23 protein-coding genes are annotated in these 24555 nt (G+C 56.5%); 4 read left to right on the forward strand and 19 right to left on the reverse strand.

What is annotated here, in order from left to right:
* Positions 1-88: 88 nt before the first annotated feature.
* The 19 genes from glmU to rpmH form a co-directional block, all read right to left on the reverse strand.
* Positions 89-1453: a bifunctional UDP-N-acetylglucosamine diphosphorylase/glucosamine-1-phosphate N-acetyltransferase GlmU gene (gene glmU / locus N5D61_RS06925; protein ID WP_279891573.1), complete on the reverse strand. Its 1365-nt coding sequence runs from the start codon at positions 1451-1453 to the stop codon at positions 89-91.
* Between the two features lie 114 nt (positions 1454-1567).
* On the reverse strand, positions 1568-1993 hold the full coding sequence (locus tag N5D61_RS06930) for a F0F1 ATP synthase subunit epsilon (RefSeq protein ID WP_108236319.1): 426 nt from the start codon (positions 1991-1993) through the stop codon (positions 1568-1570).
* Positions 1994-2037: 44 nt separating this feature from the next.
* Positions 2038-3414 carry a F0F1 ATP synthase subunit beta gene (atpD, locus tag N5D61_RS06935; protein ID WP_108236320.1) on the reverse strand — a complete coding sequence of 459 codons (1377 nt, stop codon included), beginning with the start codon at positions 3412-3414 and terminating at the stop codon, positions 2038-2040.
* Positions 3415-3442: 28 nt separating this feature from the next.
* Positions 3443-4303, reverse strand: coding sequence for a F0F1 ATP synthase subunit gamma (atpG, locus tag N5D61_RS06940; RefSeq protein ID WP_108236321.1), 861 nt, complete (start codon positions 4301-4303; stop codon positions 3443-3445).
* Positions 4304-4353: 50 nt separating this feature from the next.
* Positions 4354-5898: a F0F1 ATP synthase subunit alpha gene (gene atpA, locus N5D61_RS06945; RefSeq protein WP_279891574.1), complete on the reverse strand. Its 1545-nt coding sequence runs from the start codon at positions 5896-5898 to the stop codon at positions 4354-4356.
* 21 nt (positions 5899-5919) lie between these two features.
* Positions 5920-6456: a F0F1 ATP synthase subunit delta gene (locus N5D61_RS06950; protein WP_279891576.1), complete on the reverse strand. Its 537-nt coding sequence runs from the start codon at positions 6454-6456 to the stop codon at positions 5920-5922.
* A gap of 12 nt (positions 6457-6468) precedes the next feature.
* The gene (locus N5D61_RS06955; RefSeq protein WP_108236324.1) at positions 6469-6939 is read right to left on the reverse strand and encodes a F0F1 ATP synthase subunit B; all 471 of its coding nucleotides are present in this window, start codon (positions 6937-6939) and stop codon (positions 6469-6471) included.
* A gap of 57 nt (positions 6940-6996) precedes the next feature.
* Entirely contained in the window at positions 6997-7254 is a 258-nt protein-coding gene (gene atpE, locus N5D61_RS06960; protein WP_002555987.1) for a F0F1 ATP synthase subunit C, read from the reverse strand.
* A gap of 135 nt (positions 7255-7389) precedes the next feature.
* Positions 7390-8259 (reverse strand): F0F1 ATP synthase subunit A, encoded by an 870-nt coding sequence (atpB, locus tag N5D61_RS06965; protein WP_108236325.1) that lies wholly within the window; start codon positions 8257-8259, stop codon positions 7390-7392.
* A gap of 16 nt (positions 8260-8275) precedes the next feature.
* Positions 8276-8683: a F0F1 ATP synthase subunit I gene (locus tag N5D61_RS06970; protein ID WP_279891579.1), complete on the reverse strand. Its 408-nt coding sequence runs from the start codon at positions 8681-8683 to the stop codon at positions 8276-8278.
* 146 nt (positions 8684-8829) lie between these two features.
* On the reverse strand, positions 8830-9702 hold the full coding sequence (locus tag N5D61_RS06975; RefSeq protein ID WP_108236327.1) for a ParB/RepB/Spo0J family partition protein: 873 nt from the start codon (positions 9700-9702) through the stop codon (positions 8830-8832).
* Positions 9703-9711: 9 nt separating this feature from the next.
* Positions 9712-10506, reverse strand: a complete 795-nt coding sequence (locus N5D61_RS06980) for a ParA family protein (RefSeq protein WP_108236328.1) — start codon at positions 10504-10506, stop codon at positions 9712-9714.
* A gap of 18 nt (positions 10507-10524) precedes the next feature.
* Entirely contained in the window at positions 10525-11169 is a 645-nt protein-coding gene (gene rsmG, locus N5D61_RS06985; protein ID WP_279891581.1) for a 16S rRNA (guanine(527)-N(7))-methyltransferase RsmG, read from the reverse strand.
* Positions 11166-13064, reverse strand: a complete 1899-nt coding sequence (gene mnmG, locus N5D61_RS06990; protein ID WP_279891583.1) for a tRNA uridine-5-carboxymethylaminomethyl(34) synthesis enzyme MnmG — start codon at positions 13062-13064, stop codon at positions 11166-11168. Before mnmG ends, rsmG begins: the two co-directional genes overlap by 4 nt.
* A 519-nt stretch (positions 13065-13583) precedes the next feature.
* Positions 13584-14954, reverse strand: coding sequence for a tRNA uridine-5-carboxymethylaminomethyl(34) synthesis GTPase MnmE (gene mnmE / locus N5D61_RS06995; RefSeq protein ID WP_279891584.1), 1371 nt, complete (start codon positions 14952-14954; stop codon positions 13584-13586).
* 80 nt (positions 14955-15034) lie between these two features.
* Positions 15035-16711 carry a membrane protein insertase YidC gene (gene yidC, locus N5D61_RS07000; protein ID WP_279891586.1) on the reverse strand — a complete coding sequence of 559 codons (1677 nt, stop codon included), beginning with the start codon at positions 16709-16711 and terminating at the stop codon, positions 15035-15037.
* Between the two features lie 2 nt (positions 16712-16713).
* Positions 16714-16959 carry a membrane protein insertion efficiency factor YidD gene (yidD, locus tag N5D61_RS07005; RefSeq protein ID WP_108236333.1) on the reverse strand — a complete coding sequence of 82 codons (246 nt, stop codon included), beginning with the start codon at positions 16957-16959 and terminating at the stop codon, positions 16714-16716.
* Positions 16952-17353, reverse strand: a complete 402-nt coding sequence (rnpA, locus tag N5D61_RS07010) for a ribonuclease P protein component (protein WP_108236437.1) — start codon at positions 17351-17353, stop codon at positions 16952-16954. Before rnpA ends, yidD begins: the two co-directional genes overlap by 8 nt.
* Before the next feature lie 16 nt (positions 17354-17369).
* Positions 17370-17504 carry a 50S ribosomal protein L34 gene (gene rpmH / locus N5D61_RS07015; protein WP_003290924.1) on the reverse strand — a complete coding sequence of 45 codons (135 nt, stop codon included), beginning with the start codon at positions 17502-17504 and terminating at the stop codon, positions 17370-17372.
* Positions 17505-18091: 587 nt separating this feature from the next.
* Between rpmH and dnaA the strand changes: the two genes are divergently transcribed.
* The 4 genes from dnaA to gyrB are packed head-to-tail and all read left to right on the forward strand — an operon-like array spanning position 18092 to position 24312.
* Entirely contained in the window at positions 18092-19633 is a 1542-nt protein-coding gene (dnaA, locus tag N5D61_RS07020; protein WP_108236334.1) for a chromosomal replication initiator protein DnaA, read from the forward strand.
* 35 nt (positions 19634-19668) lie between these two features.
* Positions 19669-20772, forward strand: a complete 1104-nt coding sequence (dnaN, locus tag N5D61_RS07025; RefSeq protein WP_108236335.1) for a DNA polymerase III subunit beta — start codon at positions 19669-19671, stop codon at positions 20770-20772.
* Positions 20773-20786: 14 nt separating this feature from the next.
* A complete protein-coding gene (gene recF / locus N5D61_RS07030) occupies positions 20787-21890 on the forward strand; it encodes a DNA replication/repair protein RecF (RefSeq protein ID WP_279891589.1) in 1104 nt (367 codons plus the stop codon).
* Between the two features lie 4 nt (positions 21891-21894).
* The gene (gyrB, locus tag N5D61_RS07035) at positions 21895-24312 is read left to right on the forward strand and encodes a DNA topoisomerase (ATP-hydrolyzing) subunit B (protein WP_279891591.1); all 2418 of its coding nucleotides are present in this window, start codon (positions 21895-21897) and stop codon (positions 24310-24312) included.
* Positions 24313-24555: the final 243 nt, after the last annotated feature.

A 24555-nucleotide genomic window follows, 5' to 3' on the forward strand; every position in this document is an offset into this window, starting at 1 on the left:
GTCAAGGTGTAAGGCACTGACATGCGGAAGCCAACGACAAATAGCTTATTCCACGATGCTCTTCCATGCCCCACAACCTGTGGATAATTTACTTCTTGATCTTCACTGGGCGTTTCCAGCCATCGATATTGCGTTGACGCGCGCGGGCCACAGCAAGCTGCTCAGCCGCGACGTTCTGAGTGATCGTCGAACCGGCTGCAGTGCTGGCCCCGTCCAAGATATCCACAGGTGCTACCAGCGAGTTATTGGAGCCGATGAACACATCCTCGCCCAAGATCGTTTTGTGTTTATTGGCGCCATCGTAGTTGCAGGTAATCGTGCCCGCCCCGATGTTGGTCCGTGCGCCGATCACAGCATCCCCCAAGTACGTCAAGTGACCCGCTTTGGCGCCCTCGCCCATTTCGGCGTTTTTCAATTCAACAAAGTTACCCACATGTGCATGTGCTCCGAGCACACTGCCAGGCCGCAAGCGCGCGAAGGGCCCCGCGTCAGCGGATTCGCCAACGATCGCGCCTTCTAGGTGGCTGCTGGCCTTGATGATCGCGCCCTTGCGCAAAGTACTGTCTTTGATCACACAGTGAGGGCCGATGGAGACGCCGTCTTCAATGACCACGCGCCCTTCAAGAATCACGTTGACGTCTATTGTGACGTCGCGGCCCACAATCACTTCCCCCCGGACGTCAAACCGGGCCGGGTCACGTAACGTTACGCCCTGAGCCATCAGCCGATGTGCTGTGCGCAACTGATAGTGCCGCTCCAACTCCGAAAGTTGCTTGCGGTCGTTTGCACCCTGCACTTCCATCGCGTCCAGCGGCTGGGCGGTTGCAACCGTCAACCCATCGTTGACGGCCATGGCAATGACGTCAGTAAGGTAATACTCGCCTTGAGCATTGTTGTTCGACAGACGCCCAAGCCACTCCGCCAGGCGCTTGCCCGGGACGGCCAAAATGCCGGTATTGCCTTCCTTGATGGCTTTCTGCGCGTGGGTCGCGTCTTTATGTTCGACGATCGCGCTGACACGGTGTTCGGCATCTCGCACGATTCGGCCGTAGCCCGTTGGATCGTCCAGATTGACCGTCAGGAGGCCCAATTGCTGATCGTTGACCAACGTCAGTAAACGCTCGAGCGTTTCTACTTCGATCAAGGGGACGTCGCCGTAAAGAATCAGCACGGTGTCTGCGCTCAGCATAGGAACTGCTTGAGCGACGGCATGGCCAGTGCCCAGCTGTTTGTCCTGAAGAACGAAATTCAGGTCATCCGCTGCCAGTTGCTCGCGGACCCGTTCGGCACCATGGCCAATCACCACTTGAATGCTTTGCGGAGAAAGTTGCCGAGCGCTGTGGATAACATGTCCGAGCATGGAATTGCCGGCGACCGGGTGCAAAACCTTTGGCAGGGCCGAACGCATACGAGTGCCCTGACCTGCAGCAAGAATGACGATATCGAGAGACATGAAGGGATTCCAAGCGGGCACAGCGTGTGCTGAGCGGTGATTCGGGAGACGCGAAAAAAGAAAAAGGGTAGCCGAGGCTACCCTTTTACTCAATTGCACATGAACGCCGTGGCCTTAGCCGCCGAACTTCTTGCGAATTTGCTGAACGGTGCGCAGCTGAGCTGCGGCCTCCGCCAGACGTGCAGCGGCAGATCCATAATCGAAATCTGCGCCTTTTTCATTCAGGGCGCGCTCAGCCGCCTTAACGGCTTCCTGAGCGGAGGCTTCGTCCAGATCGCTAGCACGTTGCACGGTATCGGCAAGCACTTTGACCATGTTCGGTTGAACCTCAAGGAAACCACCGGAGATGTAGAACACCTCGGTTTCTCCACCCTGCTTGGTCAGCGTGATCGGACCCGGATTCAAGCCGGTGATCAGCGGTGCGTGGCCCGGAGCGATACCCAGATCGCCCAGGCTACCGTGCGCAATCACCATTTCGACCAGACCGGAGAAAATTTCCCCTTCCGCGCTGACGATATCGCAATGGACTGTCATAGCCATTTGCCTGCCTCAACCTGATGAGCGCCCGTTTCCGGGCGCCATGATTACAGTTTCTTGGCTTTCTCGATCGCTTCTTCGATGCCGCCAACCATGTAGAACGCTTGTTCTGGCAGGTGGTCGTAGTCACCGTTGAGGATGCCTTTGAAGCCAGCAATGGTGTCTTTCAGGGAAACGTATTTACCCGAAGCACCGGTGAAGACTTCAGCCACGAAGAACGGCTGCGACAGGAAGCGCTGAATCTTACGAGCACGGGCAACCAGTTGCTTGTCGGTCTCGGACAATTCGTCCATACCCAGGATCGCGATGATGTCTTTCAGCTCTTTGTAACGCTGCAGCACGTACTGAACGCCACGAGCAGTTTCGTAGTGTTCGGTGCCGATCACGTTCGGGTCCAACTGACGCGACGTGGAGTCCAGAGGATCGACCGCCGGGTAGATACCCAGGGAAGCGATGTCACGGGACAGAACGACGGTGGCGTCCAAGTGGGCGAAGGTGGTCGCTGGCGACGGGTCGGTCAAGTCGTCCGCAGGCACGTAAACGGCCTGGATGGAAGTGATCGAACCTTGCTTGGTCGAAGTGATGCGCTCTTGCAGCACGCCCATCTCTTCCGCCAGAGTCGGTTGGTAACCTACTGCCGAAGGCATACGGCCCAGCAGTGCGGATACTTCAGTACCGGCCAGGGTGTAACGATAAATGTTGTCAACGAACAACAGAACGTCGTTACCTTCGTCACGGAACTTCTCGGCCATGGTCAGGCCGGTCAGAGCTACGCGCAGACGGTTTCCCGGCGGCTCGTTCATCTGGCCGTATACTAGGGCAACCTTGTCCAGAACGTTGGAATCCTTCATCTCGTGGTAGAAGTCGTTACCCTCACGAGTACGCTCACCTACACCGGCGAACACGGAATAACCGCTGTGCTCGATGGCGATGTTACGGATCAGTTCCATCATGTTTACGGTCTTGCCGACACCGGCGCCACCGAACAGACCGACTTTACCGCCTTTGGCGAACGGGCAGACCAGGTCGATAACCTTGATGCCGGTTTCCAGCAGGTCATTCCCACCCGCCTGTTCAGCGAACGAAGGCGCAGCGCGGTGAATGCCCCAACGCTCTTCGGCCTCGATCGGACCGGCTTCGTCGATCGGATTGCCCAGGACATCCATGATGCGACCCAGGGTGCCCTTGCCGACTGGCACGGAGATGGCTGCCTGGGTGTCGACGACGTCCAGACCACGTTTCAGGCCTTCGGTCGAACCCATCGCAATGGTACGAACCACGCCGTCACCCAGCTGCTGCTGGACTTCCAGAGTGGTTTCCGCGCCTTGCACTTTCAGCGCGTTGTAGATGCTCGGTACGCTGTCGCGTGGAAATTCCACGTCGATCACGGCGCCGATGATTTGAACGATACGTCCGCTACTCATTAGCTGGATCCTCTGAATATTTGAACCGTTAAACCGCGGCAGCGCCGCCGACGATTTCCGAGATCTCTTGGGTGATCGCTGCCTGACGCGCCTTGTTGTAGATCAGCTGCAAATCGCTGATCAGGTCACCGGCGTTGTCGGTGGCGTTCTTCATTGCGATCATCCGCGCCGCTTGTTCAGCAGCGTTGTTCTCGACCACCGCCTGGTAGACCTGCGACTCCACGTAACGCACCATCAAGCCGTCCAGCAGCTCTTTGGCGTCGGGTTCGTACAGGTAATCCCAGTGGTGCTTGAGTTCTTGATCCGGGGTCGCGACCAACGGAACCAGTTGCTCGACCGTGGGCTGCTGAGTCATGGTGTTGATGAACTTGTTGGATACCACGGACAGGCGGTCAATACGGCCCTCCAGGTAGGCATCCAGCATCACCTTGACGCTGCCGATCAGATCATTGATCGACGGCTCTTCGCCCAAGTGGCTGATCGCAGCGACGACGTTACCGCCGAAGTTGCGGAAAAACGCCGCACCTTTGCTGCCGATCACACACAGGTCGATCTCGACACCGTTGTCACGGTTCTTAGCCATGTCCTTGACCAAGGCCTTGAACAGGTTGGTATTCAAGCCACCGCACAGACCACGGTCACTGCTCACCACGATATAACCGGCGCGCTTCACGGCGCGATCGATCATGAACGGGTGACGGTATTCCGGGTTAGCGTTGGCAAGATGACCAATCACCTGGCGGATGCGCTCCGCGTAAGGGCGGCTAGCAGCCATGCGCATTTGAGCTTTGCGCATTTTGCTGACCGCCACTTTTTCCATGGCGCTGGTGATCTTTTGCGTGCTTTTGATGCTCGCAATCTTGCTGCGAATCTCTTTTGCGCCTGCCATGTAACACCTATCAGGTTAGCAAGCGGGAGCCTCGCGGCTCCCACTGCGGCTTACCAGGTTTGGGTGGCCTTGAACTTCTCGATACCGGCTTTCAGGCCAGAATCGATTTCGTCGTTGAAGTCACCCTTCACGTTGATCTTGGCCATCAAATCGGCGTGATCGCGGTTGAAGTAAGCAATCAGCGCTTGTTCGAAGCTACCGACCTTGGCGATTTCAACGTCAGTCAGGAACCCACGCTCAGCGGCATACAGCGACAGCGACATGTCGGCGATCGACATTGGCGCATATTGCTTCTGCTTCATCAGCTCGGTAACGCGCTGACCATGTTCAAGCTGCTTACGGGTCGCTTCGTCCAGATCAGAAGCGAACTGGGCGAATGCTGCCAGTTCACGGTACTGAGCCAGCGCGGTACGGATACCACCGGACAGCTTCTTGATGATCTTGGTCTGAGCGGCACCACCCACACGGGATACCGAAACACCGGCGTTAACTGCCGGACGGATGCCGGAGTTGAACATGGCCGATTCCAGGAAGATCTGACCGTCGGTGATGGAGATCACGTTGGTCGGAACGAACGCGGAAACGTCACCCGCCTGGGTTTCGATGATCGGCAGTGCGGTCAAGGAACCGGTCTTGCCGGTCACTGCGCCGTTGGTGAACTTCTCGACGTACTCTTCCGAAACGCGGGATGCGCGCTCCAGCAGACGGGAGTGGAGATAGAACACGTCACCTGGGTACGCTTCACGTCCTGGTGGACGACGCAGCAGCAGGGAGATCTGACGATAAGCCACAGCTTGTTTGGACAGATCGTCATAGACGATCAGCGCATCTTCACCGCGGTCACGGAAGAACTCGCCCATGGTGCAACCGGCATAAGGAGCCAGGAATTGCAGCGCAGGGGATTCGGAAGCACTGGCAGCCACGATGACGGTGTTCGCCAGAGCGCCGTTTTCTTCCAGCTTGCGCACCACGTTGGCAATGGTCGATTGCTTCTGACCCACTGCGACGTAGACGCAGAAAATGCCGCTGTCTTTCTGATTGATGATCGCGTCGATTGCCAGAGCGGTTTTACCGATCTGACGGTCTCCAATGATCAGCTCGCGCTGGCCACGGCCGACAGGGATCATGGCATCGACAGCCTTGTAGCCGGTTTGCACAGGCTGGTCTACCGACTTACGCCAAATAACGCCCGGAGCAACTTTCTCGACCGCGTCGGTCTCGGTGTTGTTCAGAGGGCCCTTGCCGTCAACCGGGTTACCGAGCGCGTCGACGACGCGACCCAGCAGTTCCTTACCAACCGGAACTTCAAGGATACGGCCGGTGCACTTGGCACTCATGCCTTCAGCCAAGGAGGTGTAAGCGCCCAGTACCACTGCACCCACGGAGTCTTGCTCCAGGTTCAGTGCCATACCGTAGACGCCGCCCGGGAACTCGATCATTTCGCCGTACATCGCATCGGCCAGACCGTGAATCCGCACGATACCGTCAGACACGCTGACAACGGTGCCTTCGTTACGGGCTTGGGAGGCCACATCGAGTTTCTCGATGCGGCCCTTGATGATTTCACTAATTTCGGAAGGATTGAGTTGCTGCATTGCTCTGCTGCCCCTTCAAACTCAAGATTTCAATGCTTCGGCTAGTTGCGCGAGTTTGCCGCGAACTGAGCCATCGATAACCAGGTCGCCGGCGCGGATGATGACACCGCCTATAAGGGCAGCATCCTCCGCAGCGTGCAGGCGCACTTCCCGGCCGAGCCGTGCACTGAGAACCTTGGCGAGTTTGTCTTGCTGTTCTTGGTTCAATGCAAAAGCACTGGTGACATCCACATCGACCGATTTTTCCTGCTCAGCCTTGTACAGCTCGAACAGGTCAGCGATCTCCGGCAGAAGCTGGAGACGGTCGTTTTCGGCAACGACGTGGATGAAATTCTGTGCCTGGGCATCGAACTTGTCGCCGCACACTTCAATAAAAGTGGCGGCCTTGTTTGCGCTCGTCAGTCGCGGGGCCTTGAGCAGGCGCTGCATCGTCTCGTCTTGAGACACTGCAGCAGCCAGGCCGAGCATGGCTGACCAATTGGCCAGTTGCTGGTGGGCCTGGGCATGCTCGAAGGCTGCCTTAGCGTAAGGTCGGGCCAACGTGGTCAGTTCTGCCATGATCGCCCTCGCTTAAATTTCTGCAGCCAGTTTATCAACCAGCTCCGCGTGCGCGTTTTGATCGATTGTGGCACCCAGGATCTTCTCGGCACCGTTGACAGCCAAGCTACCCAACTGGGCGCGCAGCGCGTCTTTAACGCCGTTCAGTTCCTGCTCGATCTCGGCCTGAGCCTGAGCCTTGATGCGGTCAGCATCGACACGAGCCTGTTCACGGGCTTCGTCGACAATCTGAGTACCGCGCTTCTTGGCCTGCTCAATGATCTCGGCTGCCTGAGCTTTCGCATCGCGAAGTTGCTGGGCCGCTTTATCTTGGGCCAGCTCCAGGTCGCGAGCTGCTCGGGTGGCAGCGTCCAGTCCATCCGCGATCTTCTTCTGACGTTCGTGCAAAGCCGCGATGACCGGAGGCCACACGAACTTCATGCAGAACAGCACAAAAATGAAGAACGCAACGGACTGGCCAATCAGGGTTGCATTAATGTTCACGCCAACACCTCGCTCGTTCGTTGTCCATCACACCAATCAACTCGAAAATTCGAGCGATTAGCCAGCGAGTTGACCAACGAAGGGATTCGCAAAAGTGAAGAACAGAGCGATACCAACACCGATCATGGTCACGGCGTCGAGCAGACCAGCGACGATGAACATTTTAACTTGCAGCATTGGAACCATTTCTGGTTGACGCGCAGCGCCTTCCAGGAATTTACCGCCCAGCAGGCCGAAACCGATTGCAGTACCCAGAGCGCCCAGGCCGATCAGCAGTGCAACAGCGATAGCAGTTAGACCAACTACAGTTTCCATCTTTCCTCCCGACTTTTACGTCGTATTGGTTAGGTTTTCTTAGATTAAAGCGGTAAAACAAAATCGTTTTTACATCAGCCCTTGCGGGCGGCCCCCCACCGCAATGAGGGGCTCATCAGACTCGCTGAGCGCGTCTTAATGGTTATCTTCGTGAGCCATCGACAGATAGACGATGGTCAGCATCATGAAGATGAACGCTTGCAGGGTGATGATCAGGATGTGGAAGACCGCCCACGCCCATTGCAGAACCACGCCCAGTCCGCTCAGCCAGAGCAACCCGCTGCCGAACATGACCGCAATCAGGATGAACACCAATTCACCGGCGTACATGTTGCCGAACAGTCGCAGGGCCAGGGAAATTGGCTTGGCGACCAGCGTCACGAATTCAAGCAGGAAGTTCACAGGAACCAACAGCGCCTGGACCAGCACGTTCTTGCTGCTGAACGGATGCAGGGTCAATTCACCGATGAAACCGCCAATGCCCTTGATCTTGATGCTGTAGAAGATGATCAGCGCAAACACAGACAGGGCCATGCCCAGCGTAGCGTTCGGATCGGTAGTCGATACGGCACGGAACGGGATGTGATGGTCACCGGAAATCATGATGGCCAGTTGCGGGATCCAGTCGACCGGAATCAGGTCGACGGCGTTCATCAGGAACACCCAGGCGAAGATCGTCAGCGCCAGCGGAGCAATCACGGCGCTGCGGCCATGGAAGCTGTCTTTAACACTGCCGTCGACAAATTCGACCAACACTTCGACGAAGTTCTGCAAGGCGCCCGGCTGACCCGAGGTCGCCTTTTTCGCGGCCATGCGGAAAAACAGAACGAAGATCAGGCCCAAGGCAACCGACCAGCCGAGCGTATCGAGGTGGAAAGCCCAAAAGCCCATTTCTTTTGCTTCTGCTGCGGAATGAGCGAAGCCCCAAGTGCCGTCAGGCAAATGACCGAAGGTCAAGTTCTGCAAGTGGTGCTGGATATAGCCCGAAGCTGTTTGCTCTGCCATGGTTGCCTCAAACGCCCTAAGGTCTCAAAAGTCTTGTTCTCATTAGCAGGGGTGCGAACCAGCTGACCAACTGGGTCAGCATGAATACGCCGAAAACCGCCTGTGGTACCAGCGGCTTTACGCCTGCAAAGGTCAGTGCGAACAGCACTGCCGTAAAAATCAGTTTGCCCGCCTCGCCGGCATAGAACGACCGAACGATGGCTTGTGCTGCCCTGGCCCCGGAAAACCGGAACGCCTTATGGGCGAAGTACAAATTGGGCAGCCACGCTATCAGGCCTCCGCAAAGCCCTGAGTATCCAGCTGCGACTCCATGCCACTGCCAAAGCGTCACCGCCGCCAGTAGCAGGACAATCAGCTGAGCCAGCAAGACCGGGAAAACAGCCAGGCGATGAAACGGCAGGCGGTTTGGCGTGCGTGTCTCCATCACATGGGCTCCTCGTATGCCAGCCGCCAAAATCAATAACTTGGCATAATTTGTGCCGACAAAATGCGCGCAGAGTATAGGGGCGGTTCAGCCCCTATTCAACTGCCGGGTCGTGATTTCCGACTACACGCTACGCACGATGTGTTTCAGCGGATGTGAGCGAGGACGCCTTGCAGCTCGTCCAGTGAGTTGTAACGAATCACCAGTTGGCCTTTTCCCTTCTGGCCGTGGCGAATCTGCACCGCAGAGCCCAGCCGCTCGGCCAGACGCTGTTCGAGGCGGGCGATATCCGGATCGGCTTTCACAGGCGCCGCGGCCTCCTGTTTACCACTCAACCATTGACGCACCAGTGCCTCAGTTTGGCGCACAGTGAGGCCGCGTGCGACAACGTGTCGCGCCCCATCGACCTGGCGCTCTTCCGGCAAACCCAACAGCGCGCGGGCATGGCCCATTTCAAGATCACCGTGAGAGAGCATCGTCTTGATCGCTTCAGGTAACGCAATCAGACGGAGCAGATTCGCCACACTCACACGTGACTTACCCACAGCCTCTGCCACTTGCAGTTGGGTCAGTTGAAATTCACTCTGTAGCCGCTGCAGCGCAATGGCTTCTTCGATGGGGTTGAGGTCTTCACGCTGAATGTTTTCGATCAGCGCCATGGCAATGGCTGCTTCGTCCGGCACATCGCGGACCATGGCAGGGATGGTGTCGACGCCGGCCTGCTGGCTGGCGCGCCAGCGGCGCTCCCCGGCGATGATCTCGTATCGATTTTCGCCAATCGGACGCACCACGATGGGCTGCATCACACCTTGAGCTCTGATCGAGTTCGCGAGTTCTTCAAGTGCCTGTGGGTCCATGTCCCGACGCGGCTGGTATTTGCCACGCTGTATAAGATCCAGCGGCAAATTCTGCAGATCGCGTTTGTCAGCCTTGACTGCCTGTTCCTCCAGCGTGCTGACGGTGGGACTGCTCAGAAGTGCGTCCAGCCCACGTCCGAGTCCTCGTTTCTTGACGGCCATGACGTTTCCTTAGGTGGGCTGGGCAACAGCGCGGGAAGTCCGGCGCTGACGACGAACCATTTCGCCAGCCAGTGCCAGGTAAGCCAGCGCGCCGCGCGAAGTCTTGTCGTAGGCCAATGCAGGCATGCCGAAACTCGGCGCCTCCGCGAGACGAATGTTCCGCGGGATGACCGTGTCATAAAGCTGATCGCCGAAATGTTCCTTGAGCTGTGCCGACACGTCGTTGATCAGGCTCAGACGCGGGTCATACATCGTGCGCAGAAGTCCTTCGATCTTCAGGGCCGGATTCAGCAGTTCGCCTATTCGCTTGATGTTATCCACAAGGTCGCTCAATCCCTCGAGCGCAAAGTACTCACACTGCATGGGAATGATGACACCGTCGGCAGCGACCAACGCATTAAGGGTCAGCATCGACAGCGAGGGCGGGCAATCGATCAGGATGTAGTCATAGTTCTCGCGGATCGGCGCCAGTGCAGTTCGCAGCCGCGACTCTTTCATCTGCATTTCCAGCAGCACGACCTCGGCGGCAGTCAGGTCCCGGTTGGCCGGCAACAACTGATAACCACCGTGTTCGGAAAAGTGCATGGCCTGGTTCAGATCGCACTCGCCGATCAGCAGATCGTAGACGGAATGCTCCAAGGCGTGCTTATCCACACCGCTGCCCATGGTGGCGTTGCCTTGTGGATCGAGATCGATCAACAGCACCCGTCGCTTGGTGGCCACCAGCGACGCCGCCAGGTTGATGCAGGTGGTGGTTTTGCCCACCCCTCCTTTTTGGTTCGCTATCGCGAATACCTTAGCCATTCTTGCGTGTGTTCCCTGTCATGCCGTGCGGCGCAGTATCAGCAGATGCCGTTGACCTTGGCAACCCGGTACGGCCAAGGCTTGCGCGCTTTCCAGATGAAAATCAGTCGGCAATGCTACCAGTTCGTCCGCTGGATGCAGACCTTTCATTGCCAGCCAGCGCGTTTTGACGTCGCCCATGTGACGCGTCCATTGCGTGAAATCTTCCAAGCTGCTGAATGCGCGGGAAACGATGCCGTTGAAAGGCAACTCCGGCTGGAAGGCCTCCGCTCGGCTGTGGATAACCGTGAGATTGTCCAGCTGCAACTCAAGTTTCACCTGAGTCAGAAAGCGGGTTTTCTTACCGTTGCTGTCCAGCAAGGTCACGTCCATGTCTGGAAACATGATGGCCAGCGGGATGCCAGGCATCCCGCCGCCACTGCCGACGTCCAACTGCCGTTCACCTTGGATGAACGGGACCACGCTCAGGCTGTCGAGCAGGTGGCGAGACACCATTTCATCCGGATCACGCACTGCGGTCAGGTTGTAGGCCTTGTTCCATTTGATGAGCAGTGCCAGATAGCCCAATAGACGTGAGTGTTGAACCTCGGTCAATTCGACGCCTAGCTCACGTGCGCCAAGGGTCAGTTCTTCTGCATGCTGCGGGGTGACCAACGAATTCAAGCGCTTTGCTCCAATTGACGGCCCGCGCCGCGTTTTTTCAGGTGAATCATGAGCAGTGAGATTGCCGCCGGGGTAACGCCAGGAATGCGTGAAGCTTGGCCAAGCGTCTCAGGCCGGGTTGTCCCCAATTTGCTCTGGATCTCTTTCGACAGGCCCGAAATGCCCGAGTAGTCGATATCCACAGGCAGCTTGATGTCTTCGCTAGCCCGCAGCCGAGCGATTTCGTCCTGTTGGCGGTCGATGTAACCGGCGTATTTGGTTTTGATCTCCACCTGCTCGGCAACTTGAGGATCAACCACCTGTTCGCCGGTCAGCGCGACGAGGCTGGCGTAGTCGATTTCAGGCCGGCTCAGCAGGTTGAGCAAATTGTATTCGTGGGTCAGCGGCGTACCGAAATGAGCGGATACAGCATCGCCTTGCTCTGTACCGGGACGAATCCACGTCGTCTTGAGGCGCTGCTCCTCCTGTTCGATGCCTTCGCGTTTTGCGCAGAAAGCGGCCCAGCGGGCATCGTCGACCAGCCCAAGCTCCCGGCCTTTTTCCGTCAGCCGCAAGTCCGCGTTGTCCTCACGCAGGATAAGCCGGTATTCCGCCCGAGAAGTGAACATGCGGTACGGCTCCTGAGTCCCGAGCGTGATCAGATCATCCACCAACACACCTATGTACGCTTCGTCACGGCGCGGGCACCAGCTCTCCATGCCTTGAGCGCGCAGCGCCGCGTTGGTGCCTGCGAGCAACCCTTGGGCCCCAGCCTCTTCGTACCCAGTGGTACCGTTGATTTGGCCGGCAAAAAACAGCCCACCAATGACCTTGGTTTCCAAACTGTATTTCAGGTCACGCGGATCGAAGTAATCGTACTCGATCGCATAGCCTGGGCGGACGATGTGTGCGTTTTCCATGCCGCGTATCGATCGAACGATCTGCAATTGCACGTCGAAGGGCAACGAAGTGGAAATGCCGTTCGGGTAGAGCTCGTGCGTCGTCAACCCTTCTGGCTCGATGAATACCTGATGGCTTTCCTTGTCCGCAAAGCGGTGGATCTTATCTTCGATCGACGGGCAATAACGCGGGCCGACGCCCTCGATTTCACCAGCAGCCGAGTACATCGGCGAACGATCGAGGTTCTTTGCAATGATTTCGTGGGTACGCGCGTTCGTGTGCGTGATCCAGCAACTGACCTGCCGAGGATGTTGCTGCTTGTTGCCAAGGAATGACATCACAGGGATCGGCGAATCGCCTGGCTGCTCGGTCATCACCGAAAAATCGACAGAGCGTCCGTCGATGCGGGGCGGAGTTCCAGTTTTCAACCGCCCAACACGCAGCGGCAACTCGCGCAGACGCCGCGCCAGCGCGATGGAAGGCGGATCCCCCGCGCGACCACCCGAATAGTTCTGCAACCCGATGTGGATAAGTCCACCGAGGAACGTGCCAGTGGTCAATACCACCGAATCCGCCATAAAACGCAGACCCATCTGGGTCACTACGCCTCGTACCTGATCCTGCTCAACGATCAGATCGTCGCAGGACTGCTGAAATATCCACAGGTTTGGCTGGTTCTCAATGATCTCGCGGATCGCGGCCTTATAAAGAATCCGGTCTGCTTGCGCACGGGTAGCCCTTACGGCTGGGCCTTTGCGACTGTTGAGTACACGAAACTGGATGCCGCCAAGATCGGTTGCCACCGCCATCGCTCCACCGAGCGCATCAATCTCTTTGACAAGATGACTTTTACCGATGCCGCCAATGGCGGGGTTGCAGCTCATTTGCCCGAGGGTTTCCACGTTGTGCGTCAGGAGCAGGGTTTTCACACCCATGCGAGCTGACGCAAGTGCTGCCTCGGTACCGGCATGACCGCCGCCGATGACGATCACTTCAAAACGGGAAGGGAAATCCACCACGCACCTCGTGCCTGTTAAATGGGGGGAATTGGAAATTGGCGGCAAGTATAGGGACTTCAACCTGTTGAAAGAAACCTTTTGCGCAAAATTTAACCAGCTGTGGACCGATGGGAATAAAAAAATAAAAAAGAAGAGAAATTTATAAAAGCTCTGTTTTTATGTTTATGTTTATACCTGCTGCTTTCTGTGGATAGATTCATGTATCCCTTGTAAAACGGGGTGTACAGAGAAACTGAACCCTGTGCCTAGGTGGATCGGAGCGCTCTGGATAACGACGTTAAGCCTGTGAATAAAATCACCCGTTATCCACAGAGGCACTTGTGCTCATCTTTCAGACGCACTTATCTACGGAGCTGACAGGAGGTTATGCACAGACCTTATCCCGGTCACGGGCAGTCCTTTCTTGAGATGCAAGCGTGCGGAAGCGACCGGCGGTGCTGTCGCACGGCCGGAGATCCAAGAGGCATGACGTGTTAGGGAAGATGGCCCCGGTAGGGGCCGAGAAGGGGAATTGAACTACTTACCGATGCAGAAGCTGGAGAAAATTCGGCCCAGTAAGTCGTCGGAACTGAACGCCCCTGTAATTTCTCCCAGATTCTGCTGGGCTAGACGCAGGTCCTCTGCCAGAAGCTCACCGGCTCCCGCCATCGTCAATTGAGCGTGGCCATGTTCAAGAAAGGCATCGGCCCTATGTAATGATTCCAAATGGCGTCGCCGTGCGCTGAAGCTGCTTTCAGCGGTCTGTTGATAACCCATGCAGGCCTTAAGGTGTTCACGCAACAGTTCAAGGCCTTTTCCGCCGGATTTCGCACTCAAGCTGACGATTGCATGACCATCCTCACCCTGCTTAAGGGTAATAGGATCGCCGCTTAGGTCAGCTTTGTTGCGAATGAGTGTGACATGGGCAGGATTGGGACGCTGTTGAAGAAATTCTGGCCACAGTGCGAAAGGGTCGCTCGCCTCGGGGGCCGTGGCATCGACGACCAGCAGAATTCGGTCAGCGTCGTTAATGGCTTTCAGTGCTCGCTCCACGCCAATTCGTTCCACCTGGTCCTGCGTATCGCGCAGCCCTGCCGTGTCCACGATATGCAGCGGCATGCCGTCTATGTGGATATGTTCGCGCAGAATGTCGCGGGTGGTGCCGGCGATTTCGGTAACGATCGCTGCCTCGCGCCCCGCGAGAGCGTTCAGCAGGCTGGATTTGCCTGCATTGGGCCTTCCCGCAATGACGACGGTCATACCGTCGCGCAGCAGTGCGCCTTGATTGGCTTCGCGTAGAACTGTGGATAATTCTTCGCGCACTTCATTCAGCTTGCTCAGCACATGCCCGTCAGCAAGGAAATCAATTTCTTCTTCGGGGAAATCGATGGCTGCTTCAACGTAGATCCGCAGCCCGATCAACTTCTCGGTAAGGCTATGGACGCGTTGGGAGAAGGCACCTTGCAACGAGCGCAGGGCATTTCGAGCTGCCTGTGCAGAACTGGCCTCGATCAGATCAGCGATCGCTTCAGCCTGTGCCAGATCGAGTTTGTCATTCAAGAATGCACGTTCGCTGAATTCGCCAGGCCTGGCCAGGCGACTGCCGAGTTGTACACAGCGTTGTAGCAGCATGTCCAATACGACCGGGCCGCCATGGCCCTGAAGCTCCAGCACATCTTCGCCAGTGAATGAGTTCGGCCCCGGGAAGTACAATGCGATTCCCTCGTCGATGACAGAGGTGTCGGCATCGTGGAAAGCTCCGTAATGGGCGTGACGAGGCTGCAGACTCCTGCCCGTGACGGCGGTTGCGATATGGCTCGCCAACGGACCGGAAATACGCACGATACCGACGCCTCCGCGGCCCTGAGCAGTGGCGATGGCAACGATGGTTTCACGAGGGACGCTCATGTCCGCCTCCTGGATAAAACTGACGGATAGCAAAACGCCCCACAGAGGGGGCGCTTCGCACTACTTATTCACAGGGTAGATCAAGCCGCCGCTTTGTTGGCTTTGGCCTCGATGCTCCGTGTGATGTACCACTGCTGAGCGATCGACAGGGTGTTGTTCACCACCCAGTACAGCACCAGACCCGCAGGGAACCACAGGAAGAAGAAGGTGAAGATGATCGGCATCAGCTTCATGACCTTCGCCTGCATCGGATCGGGCGGAGCGGGGTTGAGACGCTGCTGAATGAACATCGTAGCGCCCATGATGATTGGCAGAATGAAGAACGGATCCTTGATCGACAGGTCAGTTATCCACAGCAGCCAAGGTGCTTGACGCATTTCAACGCTTTCCAGCAGCACCCAGTACAACGAGAGGAAGACCGGCATTTGGACTAGGATCGGCAGGCAACCACCCAGGGGGTTGATTTTTTCCTTCTTGTACAACTCCATCATCGCTTGCGAGAGCTTCTGACGATCGTCGCCATGCTGCTCTTTTAGCGCCGCAAGGCGTGGTGCAACAGCGCGCATGCGTGCCATGGACTTGTAGCTGGCGGCCGACAGCGGGAAGAACAGCGCTTTGATGAGCATGGTCAGGAAAATGATCGACCAGCCCCAGTTGCCCACAATGCTGTGGATATGTTGCAACAACCAGAAGATTGGCTGCGCGATGAACCAGAGGATGCCGTAGTCCACAGTCAGTTCCAGACCTGGAGACAGTTCTTTCAGAACGGCCTGACTCTTCGGACCGGCGTACAGCGTCGCGGTGGTCTCGGCTTTGGCACCTGGAGCGACGGTCAGCCCTGGGCCGGTGAAGCCGATGATGTAGTTGCCCACACTGTCTTTACGGGTAGTGACAGTATTGCTATCTGTCTTGCTCGGGATCCAGGCGGTCACGAAATAGTGCTGCAGCCAGGCTACCCAACCACCTTGAACGGTGTCTTTGAGCGAGCCTTTGTCGATGTCCTTCATCGATACCTTTTTGTAAGGTTCCGAAGGTGTCCACATGGCCGCGCCCAGATAAGTGGCGGTACCGGTTGCGGTGGTCGACGAAGGGTCAGCGCTCGCATCGCGTTTCAATTGGGCAAACAGATTGCCATTCCAGGTTTGCCCACTCTGGTTGTCGATCAGATACGTGACAGTCAGGTCGTACAGGCCGCGCTTGAATGTGAAGCGCTTGATGTAGTTGACGCCTGCATCGGAGTATTTCAGGTCGACGACCAGATCATTCTGGCCTTCAGCCAGTTGGTAATTTTTCTGAGCGCTGATGTAAACAGGACGTCCACCGGCGCGGGCGTCCGGCCCGTTCATACCTGTCAGGCCGCTTTGCGCAAGAAAGGTACGCTCACCGCCGTTATCGAACAGTTGGAACGGGATCTCTGGATGGTCCTGCCGACGTGGATAGAGAGGCAGCCTCAGCTGGACCACATCACCACCCACTGGGTCAATCGCCAAGTTCAATACGTCAGTTTTGACCTGAATGAGGTCTTTGCTGACGGCCACCGGTGTTTCGGCAGGGGCTGTCACTTCTCCGGTCGCACTGGGCACGTCCGCATTTGCGGCTGTACCTTGTGGTGTGTCGGGCAGCGCGGCGGTATTGGTGCTGGCGGCAACATTCTGAGTCGGCAGGGCAGCCTGACCATAGTCCTGGTTCCATTTCAGGACACCGACGTAGGTCACGATTGCCAGGGCGACGATCAGGATTGTGCGTTTGATATCCATGATTACTCGGCCATCGAAGAGGAACGGGGTTTGGGAGCGGGTGGAACCGGGTCGAAACCACCGGGATTCCACGGATGACAGCGACCTAGGCGACGCAGAGTCAGCCAGCCGCCGCGTACCAGGCCATAGGTTTCAATGGCTTCGTACGCATAGCAGGAGCAACTGGGGTAGAAACGACAGTGACTGGCCATCAGGGGACTGATGGCATAACGGTAAAACTGGATCGGAACGAGTGCCAGTTTACGCATCAGGACTGTTTACCCCCGCAGTTTCGGTTTTCGCTTCTGGACTGGATCGGCTGCGCGCCAGACGTTTCCAGAGCTTGCCGAAATGCTGAATCAATTCGGGGTTATCAATGTCACCCAAGCCTTTGCGTGCGACGACCACGATATCTACGCCTGCCAGGTTGTCCTGGTGGAGACGGAAGGACTCGCGCATCAGACGCTTCAGGCGGTTACGCTCAACGGAGAGCTTTACGCTCTTTTTCCCAATCACCAAACCCAGCCGGGCGTGATCGAGTTCGTTGTCGCGTACAAGGAGCAGGAGATTTTTTCCCGGAACCTTGCCGGTTGGGGAGTCAAAGACTGCCTTGAAATGCCGGGGCGTCAACAGACGTTTTTCCCGACTGAAGTCTCGACTCACCACCTGTGCCGACTGATCAAACTGTCAGACGCTTACGGCCTTTGGCGCGACGACGCGACAGAACCTGACGTCCGTTTTTGGTTGCCATGCGAGCACGGAAACCGTGGGTGCGGGCGCGCTTGATGGTGCTCGGTTGGAAAGTACGTTTCATGGTGTGTTACCTGGTTCGTCCACAACGGGCCGGAATGACCCCGTTTTAAGAGAGCGGGGATTCTAGAGAAAGCAAGCCCTCAGGTCAATTTCCAGCCAACGATTCCTGCACGGTCTTCTTAATTAGAGGAAGGGCTGACAACCCGGCGCTCGGGCAAACGGATCACTGAGCCAAAGATAGAAATAAAGAAAGGACATATTTAAAGCTTTTTTGAAGAGCTTATAAGAGCTAGAGGCCCCATTCTCTGTGGATAACCTACCAAACGCCTTTTTCTACAAGGTGTACAGAGGATCACAACTCTGTCTGAAAACGGTGCTGCGACTGTGTCGACCCTGAGGAAAGGCTGTGCATGGAATGCTGTTTTATCCACAGGGACCTTATCCACAGATTTGCGGCGTGAGTTATGCAGAGTAGCCAGCGAGGTTTATCCACAGAGCTTATTCACACTCCATCGATGGTAATTTTGATCCATTAACGCTTGATTTTCAGTTCCTCACGGCTGTCCGTATGTGGATAAGTCCGCCCGGGGTGGGTACAATGGCCGCCTGTTTTTTTGCCTCATGGCTTTCGATACTTAGGGGATTTCCGTGTCAGTGGAACTTTGGCAGCAGTGCGTGGAGCTTTTGCGCGATGAGCTGCCGGCCCAGCAATTCAACACCTGGATCCGTCCGCTACAGGTCGAAGCCGAGGGCGACGAGTTGCGCGTGTATGCGCCTAATCGGTTCGTGCTCGACTGGGTGAATGAAAAGTACCTGGGGCGGCTGCTGGAGCTGCTAGGCGAGCAGGGTCAGGGGATCGCCCCGGCACTCTCCTTATTAATAGGCAGCAAGCGCAGTTCTGCTCCTCGAGCAGCGCCGACGGCTCCACTGGCGGCAGCTGCTGCGGCCTCGCAAGCTGCCCAACATGCAGGCAGCGTCCAACCTAATGGCGTGACGCCGCCTGCGGATGCACCTGCACAAGCGCCCGCACCTGCCCTGCAAACCTCGCTGCAGACCGACGACGAACCGTCGCGAGCCAGTTTCGATCCCATGACGGCCGCCAACGCGCAACCGGTAGCGGCTGCCAAAACGGAACAACGCAGCGTACAGGTCGAGGGTGCGCTCAAGCACACCAGCTACTTGAACCGTACCTTCACTTTCGAGAATTTCGTCGAAGGTAAATCCAACCAGCTTGCGCGAGCTGCCGCCTGGCAGGTAGCGGACAATCCCAAGCACGGTTACAACCCCCTCTTTCTTTATGGCGGCGTCGGCTTGGGTAAGACTCACTTGATGCATGCTGTGGGTAACCACCTGCTCAAGAAAAACCCGAACGCCAAAGTCGTGTACTTGCATTCCGAGCGCTTCGTCGCGGATATGGTCAAGGCGCTTCAGTTGAACGCCATCAATGAGTTCAAGCGTTTCTACCGGTCGGTGGACGCCTTGCTAATCGACGATATCCAGTTTTTTGCTCGCAAAGAGCGCTCTCAGGAAGAGTTTTTTCACACCTTCAACGCCTTGCTCGAAGGTGGTCAGCAGGTCATCCTCACCAGTGACCGCTATCCTAAAGAGATCGAAGGGCTTGAGGAGCGGCTCAAGTCTCGTTTTGGCTGGGGTCTGACCGTTGCAGTGGAGCCGCCCGAGCTTGAGACTCGAGTGGCGATCCTGATGAAAAAAGCGGACCAGGCGAAGGTCGAGCTTCCCCACGATGCCGCTTTCTTCATTGCCCAGCGCATTCGTTCGAACGTCCGTGAGCTCGAGGGCGCCCTCAAACGCGTCATTGCTCATTCTCACTTCATGGGACGAGACATCACCATCGAGCTGATTCGAGAATCCCTCAAGGATCTGCTAGCGCTTCAGGATAAGCTGGTCAGTGTGGATAACATTCAGCGCACCGTCGCTGAGTACTACAAAATCAAGATTTCCGACCTGCTGTCGAAACGTCGTTCGCGGTCAGTTGCCCGCCCACGACAGGTCGCGATGGCGCTCTCCAAGGAATTGACCAACCACAGCCTGCCGGAAATTGGCGACGTGTTTGGAGGCCGTGACCACACTACCGTGCTGCACGCGTGCCGGAAGATCAATGAACTGAAAGAATCCGATGCGGATATCCGCGAGGACTACAAGAACTTGCTGCGGACTCTGACAACTTGATGCCGACGCAGCTTATCAAGGCAAGGGACTAGACCATGCATTTCACCATTCAACGCGAAGCCCTGTTGAAACCCCTGCAACTGGTCGCCGGTGTCGTAGAACGCCGCCAGACCTTGCCGGTTCTGTCCAACGTACTGTTGGTCGTTGAAGGCCAGCAGTTGTCGTTGACCGGCACGGACCTTGAGGTCGAGCTCGTTGGTCGCGTTCAGTTGGAAGAGCCCGCTCAATCGGGCGAAATAACCGTCCCGGCGCGCAAGCTCATGGACATTTGTAAAAGCCTGCCGAACGATGCCTTGATCGACATCAGGCTCGACGAACAGAAACTGGTGGTCAAGGCCGGACGTAGCCGTTTCACGCTGTCTACGCTGCCTGCAAACGACTTCCCGACGGTGGAAGAAGGGCCAGGTTCGCTGACGTTCAATCTGGTCCAGAGCAAGCTGCGCCGACTGATCGAGCGGACCAGTTTTGCAATGGCGCAACAAGATGTGCGGTATTACCTCAACGGCATGCTGCTCGAAGTGCAGTCGGGTGTGCTGCGTGCGGTGTCGACAGACGGTCATCGTCTGGCCATGTGCTCCATGGCAGCGGAGATTGAGCACGCTGATCGCCACCAAGTGATTGTGCCTCGCAAGGGCATTCTTGAATTGGCACGTCTGCTCACCGAGCAAGACGGCTTGGTCAGCATTGTCCTCGGGCAGCACCACATCCGTGCGACAACCGGTGAATTCACGTTCACGTCAAAGCTGGTGGATGGCAAATTCCCTGACTACGAGCGCGTGTTGCCTAAAGGCGGTGACAAACTGGTGGTGGGTGACCGTCAGGCATTACGTGAAGCCTTCAGTCGCACGGCGATTCTGTCCAACGAAAAATACCGGGGCATTCGTCTTCAACTCGCTAGCGGTCAGTTGAAGATTCAAGCGAATAACCCCGAACAAGAGGAAGCGGAAGAAGAGATTGGCGTCGACTACAACGGTGGATCGTTGGAAATCGGCTTCAACGTCAGCTACCTGCTGGACGTTCTCGGCGTTATGACCACGGAACAAGTTCGTCTGATATTGTCCGATTCCAACAGCAGTGCGCTGGTTCAGGAGTCGGGCAACGATGATTCGGCCTACGTCGTCATGCCAATGCGCCTGTAACCAGCGGGCGCTCGATGTCTCTTAGCCGCATCTCGGTCACCGGGGTGCGCAATTTGCACCCGGTGACCTTTTCCCCTTCCCCCCGTATCAATATTCTTTACGGCGCTAACGGCAGCGGCAAGACCAGTCTGCTTGAGGCTATCCATCTTCTCGGCCTTGCTCGCTCTTTTCGCAGCACCCGGTTGCAGCCCGTTATCCAGTATGACCAGCCTGCCTGCACCGTGTTTGGGCAAGTTCTCTTGAATGAGGGCGGACAGAGCAATCTCGGTATTTCACGAGATCGACAAGGTGAATTTCAGATTCGCATAGACGGCCAGAATGCCAAAAGTGCGGCGCAGTTGGCAGAAACGCTGCCTCTTCAGCTCATTAACCCAGACAGCTTCCGCTTGTTGGAAGGGGCGCCGAAGATACGGCGACAGTTCCTGGATTGGGGAGTGTTCCACGTGGAACCTCGCTTCATGGCCACTTGGCAGCGCTTGCAGAAGGCCCTACGGCAGCGGAACTCATGGCTGCGGCATGGTACACTTGACGTCGCTTCGCAGGCCGCCTGGGATCGGGAATTGTGCCTGGCCAGTGACGAAATTGATGTGTTCCGCAGAGCCTACATCAAAGCCCTGAAGCCCGTTTTTGAAAAGACACTCAGTGAGCTCGTTCAGTTGGATGGGCTGACCCTTAGTTATTTCCGCGGCTGGGACAAGGAAAAAGAGTTGAGCACGGTTCTCGCCTCTTCCTTGCACCGAGATCAGCAGATGGGGCATACCCAATCCGGCCCGCAGCGCGCAGATCTTCGCCTTCGATTGGGCGGCCACAACGCCGCGGACATCCTGTCCCGCGGACAGCAGAAATTGGTGGTTTGCGCGTTACGCATTGCCCAGGGCCATCTGGTCAATCAGGCTCGCCGAGGCCAATGTATTTATCTCGTCGACGACTTACCGTCCGAGCTCGACGAACACCATCGCACCGCATTGTGTCGGCTGCTTGAGGAATTACGCTGCCAGGTGTTTATCACCTGTGTAGATCATGAATTGTTGAGGGAAGGCTGGCAGGCGGATACGCCAGTCGCTTTGTTCCACGTGGAACAAGGCGATATCACCCAGACCCACGACCATCGGGAGTGAATGCATGAGCGAAAATCAAACGTACGACTCGTCCAGCATCAAGGTGCTTAAAGGACTTGATGCCGTACGCAAGCGTCCCGGTATGTACATCGGCGATACGGATGATGGCAGTGGTCTTCATCACATGGTGTTCGAAGTGGTGGACAACTCCATCGACGAAGCGCTGGCCGGTTATTGCGATGACATCACCGTTACCATTCACCCGGACGAGTCCATCACCGTGCGCGACAACGGCCGGGGCATCCCGGTCGACGTGCATAAAGAAGAAGGTGTGTCAGCCGCGGAAGTCATCATGACCGTTCTGCACGCAGGCGGTAAGTTTGATGACAACTCGTACAAGGTCTCAGGCGGACTGCATGGGGTAGGTGTATCGGTCGTAAACGCATTGTCGGAAGAACTGAACCTCACGGTTCGTCGCAGTGGCAAGATTTGGGAACAGACGTACGTTCACGGCGTGCCAAAGGAACCGATGAAGATCGTCGGCGACAGCGATACCACGGGCACTGAGATCCATTTCAAGCCCTCAGCGGAGACCTTCAAGAATATCCACTTCAGCTGGGATATTCTCGCCAAGCGCATTCGTGAATTGTCGTTCCTGAACTCCGGTGTTGGCATCGTTCTCAAGGACGAACGTAGCGGGAAAGAGGAGCTGTTCAAATACGAGGGCGGTTTACGCGCCTTCGTTGAATACTTGAACACCAACAAGACCGCGGTCAACCAAGTGTTTCACTTCAGCGTGCAGCGTGAAGATGGCGTGGGTGTCGAAATCGCACTGCAGTGGAACGACAGCTTCAATGAAAACCTGCTCTGTTTCACCAACAACATTCCTCAGCGCGACGGCGGCACTCACTTGGTGGGTTTCCGTTCGGCGTTGACGCGTAACCTCAATAACTATATTGAGCAGGAAGGTCTGGCGAAGAAGCATAAAGTCGCCACCACTGGCGACGATGCGCGTGAAGGCCTGACCGCGATTATTTCAGTCAAGGTTCCCGATCCTAAGTTCAGCTCGCAGACCAAAGACAAGCTGGTATCGTCCGAAGTCAAAACCGCGGTGGAACAGGAGATGGGTAAATACTTTTCTGACTTCCTCCTGGAAAACCCAAATGAGGCCAAGGCTGTTGTCGGCAAGATGATCGATGCCGCGCGTGCTCGGGAAGCCGCCCGTAAAGCGCGGGAGATGACCCGCCGCAAAGGTGCCCTCGACATTGCAGGTCTGCCCGGCAAACTCGCAGATTGTCAGGAAAAGGATCCTGCGCTGTCGGAACTGTATCTGGTCGAGGGTGATTCTGCGGGCGGTTCCGCCAAGCAGGGTCGCAACCGCAAGACTCAGGCAATTCTCCCGCTCAAGGGTAAGATTCTGAACGTCGAAAAAGCTCGCTTCGACAAGATGATTTCGTCCCAAGAGGTAGGCACGCTGATCACTGCACTCGGCTGCGGCATCGGCCGGGAAGAATACAATATCGAGAAGCTGCGCTATCACAACATCATCATCATGACCGATGCTGATGTTGACGGTTCGCACATTCGGACGTTGCTCCTAACGTTCTTCTTCCGCCAGCTCCCTGAGCTGGTCGAGCGAGGCTACATCTACATCGCCCAGCCGCCGCTGTATAAGGTGAAGAAAGGCAAGCAAGAGCAATACATCAAAGACGACGACGCCATGGAAGAGTACATGACGCAGTCGGCGCTGGAAGACGCGAGCCTGCATCTTAGTGAATCGGCACCTGGTATCTCCGGTCCGGCGCTCGAAAAACTCGTCAATGATTTCCGTATGGTCATGAAGACCCTGAAGCGTCTGTCGCGTCTTTACCCCGAAGACCTGACTGAGCATATGGTGTATCTACCTGCGGTCCCGATGGAGCAGCTGTCGGATCATGCGCAGATGCAATCCTGGATGGCTTTGTTCGAAGCGCGTCTGAGGGCGACCGAGAAGTCGGGCATGGTTTACAAGACCAGTCTGCGGGAAGATAAAGAGCGCAATGTCTGGCTGCCAGAGGTCGAAATCGTCTCTCATGGTTTGTCCAACTACATCACATTCAACCGTGATTTCTTCGCGAGCAACGACTACAAAACGGTCACTGCGCTCGGTGCGCAAATCGGTTCGTTGCTCGAAGAAGGCGCCTATGTGCAACGTGGCGAACGCAAGAAATCTGTCACTGAGTTCAAGGAAGCGCTGAACTGGCTGATGACTGAAAGTACCAAGCGCCATACCATTCAGCGATACAAAGGATTGGGCGAAATGAACCCGGATCAGTTGTGGGAAACCACAATGGACCCGACCGTGCGCCGCATGCTGAAGGTGACGATCGAGGACGCGATCGCTGCGGATCAGATCTTTAATACCTTGATGGGCGATGCCGTCGAACCGCGTCGTGACTTCATTGAAGCCAACGCTTTGGCGGTCTCGAACCTGGATTTTTGACGCCGCTGTTTTTACCACCCCGAGCAGCCGTTTTCCTGTAATGGATTCTTAAGCCTGCCCTTCACCTCAAAGCCCGCATTAGCGGGCTTTTTGGTTTTTTCCGTCGGATGACCAAGCGTCGTCGGGTCATTGGCTAACGCCGTATTCCGTTTCTGTTCCACGTGGAACATATCTCACCTTCAGGCTGGCTCGACATACGCCGCTCTGACTCGCTGCGTTAATGATAGATTGCTCCTGACATCG

The organism is Pseudomonas sp. GD03842 (assembly GCF_029841165.1).
In the GTDB taxonomy this organism is placed as follows: domain Bacteria; phylum Pseudomonadota; class Gammaproteobacteria; order Pseudomonadales; family Pseudomonadaceae; genus Aquipseudomonas.